At 71.5% G+C, this 3,000-nt stretch carries 1 protein-coding gene and 2 pseudogenes; all 3 read left to right on the plus strand.

What is annotated here, in order from left to right; all coding sequences use genetic code 11:
- A pseudogene (locus tag QK444_RS34805) lies at window positions 1-459 on the plus strand (hypothetical protein); the annotation flags it as partial.
- Complete coding sequence (locus QK444_RS34810; RefSeq protein WP_282786248.1) at window positions 459-1,838, plus strand: TIGR02678 family protein; 1,380 nt, start codon at window positions 459-461, stop codon at window positions 1,836-1,838. The pseudogene QK444_RS34805 and the gene QK444_RS34810, both read left to right, overlap by 1 nt.
- 3 nt (window positions 1,839-1,841) lie before the next feature.
- A pseudogene (locus QK444_RS34815) lies at window positions 1,842-3,000 on the plus strand (endonuclease); the annotation flags it as partial.

Genomic DNA, 3,000 nt, shown 5'->3' on the forward strand with positions numbered 1-3,000 from the left:
TCTCTCGCCGATACCGGGCTCCCGCGCCCGGGGCGGGCCACCCGTACCACTGCGACCGGTGGCGAACTCCCGGAGACCATCACCGCCGACAACTCCCCGACAGCCCTCGCACCCGCTGGGCGCGGGCCGTCCGCAACCAGCGCTCGGTGTGGGCACCCACGGAACCGCCCGGATGGCTCCCCTACTCCCACCGTCGACGACCGCACCCCGGCCCGACGCACCGAGCAGACGGCCGAGCGGCGCACTCCCAGCAGCGAATCACCCGCGATCACGGCCGACGACAGGCCGACTGCCACCGCCGCCGGGGGCACAGCACCCGCCGACAACGCGGCCTCCGACTCGGCACTCGAGTCGACCACGGACCTCAGCGCGACAAACGAATCGGCAACGACCCCCGGCACACCGGCCGCGCGACTCGACACGTCCGACGATATGCCGACCGCGGGGGTGCGCGGCTGATGCACGCTCGGACCATCGACTCGCTCGCGCTGGACAGCTATCAGCGCGCCGCCCGGGTGATCCTGGCCAACCACCTCGTCACCCGCACCTACCCGGATCGCATCGCGCTCGCACTCATTCGCCGCTGGGCCACCGAACTGCGGGAAGACCTCGCCGAACTCTTCGGCTACCGCCTGGAGGTCACCGAGACCACCGCGCGACTGTTCCCGATCGTGGACCAGCTCGACGGTGCGCGCCCGGCCCGCACGGTCGCCGACCGTGTCTTCGACCGTCGGCGCTACGCCTATCTGTCCCTCGCGCTGGCCGCGCTGGGCCGCGCCGGTGACCAGATCACCCTGTCCGAACTGGCCGACCAGGTGGCCGCCTACGCCGAACAGGTGGACGGTCTCGAACTCGCTCCCGACCGGGCCGCCGATCGGGACGCGTTCGTGGATGCCGTCGGCTGGCTGGCGGCGCGCGGCGCGGTGGCCCTCGCCGACGGTGACGCGGGTGGTTGGGCCGCGGATCCCGAAGCGGGAGAGGCACTTTACGACATCGACCGGGCGGTGGTCTTCGCCCTGTTCCGACCGCCGCGCGCCCTCCAGCACCTGCACAGCGTCACCGGGCTGCTCGGCGACGAGGCCACCGCGGCCGACACCCGCTCCCCCGCGGCGGCGCTGGCGGCCCGCCGGGTCCGGCGCGCGCTGGTGGAGCTGCCGGTCGTCTACGCCGCGGACCTCCCGCCCGCCGAGCGCGCACTGCTGGCCCAGGACAAGCTGGTCGCCGAGGTGGAACTGCTCACCGGATTACCGGCCGAACGCCGCGCCGAGGGCGTGGCGCTCATCGACAGTTCGGGCCGCCTGTCCGATATCCGTTTCCCGAGCACCGGCACCCTGGCCCAGGTCGCCCTGCTCCTGGTGGGCGAGATCGCGGACCTGGTATTGGATATCGACAATCCGGTCGAGCGCCGTCCCCGCCCGGAACGCCCGCTGACCGATCTCACCGAGCAGCTCGATTCCGCCATTCCGATGCGCACGGTCTTCGCGCCGCTGTCGGATCCGGTGGATCCGTTCGCCGCCGAGGACGCGACCGACGACGACCCCGAACCGGCCGAGATCCCGGAGTACCCGTTCATCGCGTCCTCCTGGATTCTCGACACGGTGCGGGCGCTCACCGACCGCTACGGCGCGACGTTCGCCGCCCAGTGGCAGGCCGACGCACCCGGTCTGACCGGTGAGGTGGTGGCGCTGCTGGAGCGGCTGCGCCTGGTGGAGGTGCTCGACGGCGGTCTGCTCGTGCTACCCGCCCTGGCCCGCTACCGAGGGGCGGTGGTGACCGTCCGCACGCGCGCGGAAACCGAACTCTTCGTGGCACCCGGCGATATAGAAGGGACTGTCTGACCCATGGGCGACCTCATTCACGGTGGTGTGCGCTTCGTCCCCACCCGCGCGGGGATCGTGAACCTGTGGGATTACCGCGATCAGGAATTCTGTTTCGCCGACGGGCGACTGGTGCTGCGCGGACCCAACGGCTCGGGTAAGACCAAGGCGCTCGAGGTGCTGTTCCCGTTCGTGCTGGACGGGCGCATCGAGCCGCGGCGGCTGAATCCGTTCGCCGGCGAAGAGCGCACCATGAAGTCGAATCTGCTGTACCGCAAACAGGAATCGGCGTACTCGTACGTATGGATGGAGTTCGCGCGCGGCAGCTGGGCCGACCCCGAGGTGGTGACCGTCGGCATCGGGATGCGCGCCACCCGCTCCGCCGACAAGGTGACGCGCTGGTACTTCGTCGCGGACGGCCGGGTGGGCGTGGACTTCTCCCTGCTGGACTCCGAGGACCGGCCGCTGACCCGCAAGCAGCTGGCCGAGCAGATCGGGACCGACGCCATCGTGGACCGGCCGGTGGAGTACCGAGCCGCCATCGACGCCCGCATGTTCGGGCTCGGGCAGCAGCGCTACGACCAGCTCATCAATCTCATCCTCACGCTGCGCCGCCCGCAGCTGGCGAAGAACCTGGACCCGCGCGGACTGTCGCAGGCACTCACCGACGGCCTGCGCCCGCTCGATGAGCAGCTGATCCTCGACGCCGCCCGCTCCTTCAGCGATATGGAGGAGGTGGGCCGCACCCTCGAGGGCCTGGTGCAGGCCGACACCGCCACCCGCACCTTCGTCACCGTGTACCGCAAATACCTTGCGGTACAGGCGAAGACCGACGTCGACCAGGTGCGCACCCGACTCGACGCGGTCACCCACGCGGCCACCGCCCTGCACGCCGCCTCGGCGCTGCGGCAGCGCCGCGACACCGAACGAGCCGCCGCCGAAACCCGCGCCGACGATGCCGACCGCGCCTACGAGCAGGCCCTCGCCGACCGCGAAACCCTCCAGCGCTCCAGCGCCTACGAGGGCAAACAGCAACTCGACGACCTCGCCGACGCGGTGCGCCGCCTGGAGACCTCGGCCGCCGTGCACCGCGACAAGGCCACCAAGGCCAGCCAGACCGTCGACCAGCGCGCCGAGGAGTTCGAGCGCGCCCAGGCCGCCGTGCAGCACGCCGCCTCCGCCC

The organism is Nocardia sp. CC201C, assembly GCF_030010695.1.
GTDB lineage: Bacteria > Actinomycetota > Actinomycetes > Mycobacteriales > Mycobacteriaceae > Nocardia > Nocardia otitidiscaviarum.

Bases quoted from the DNA above. Each gene is read 5' to 3' on its own strand.
- QK444_RS34810 (WP_282786248.1), top strand. From the start codon at position 459: ATGCACGCTCGGACCATCGACTCGCTCGCGCTGGACAGCTATCAGCGC.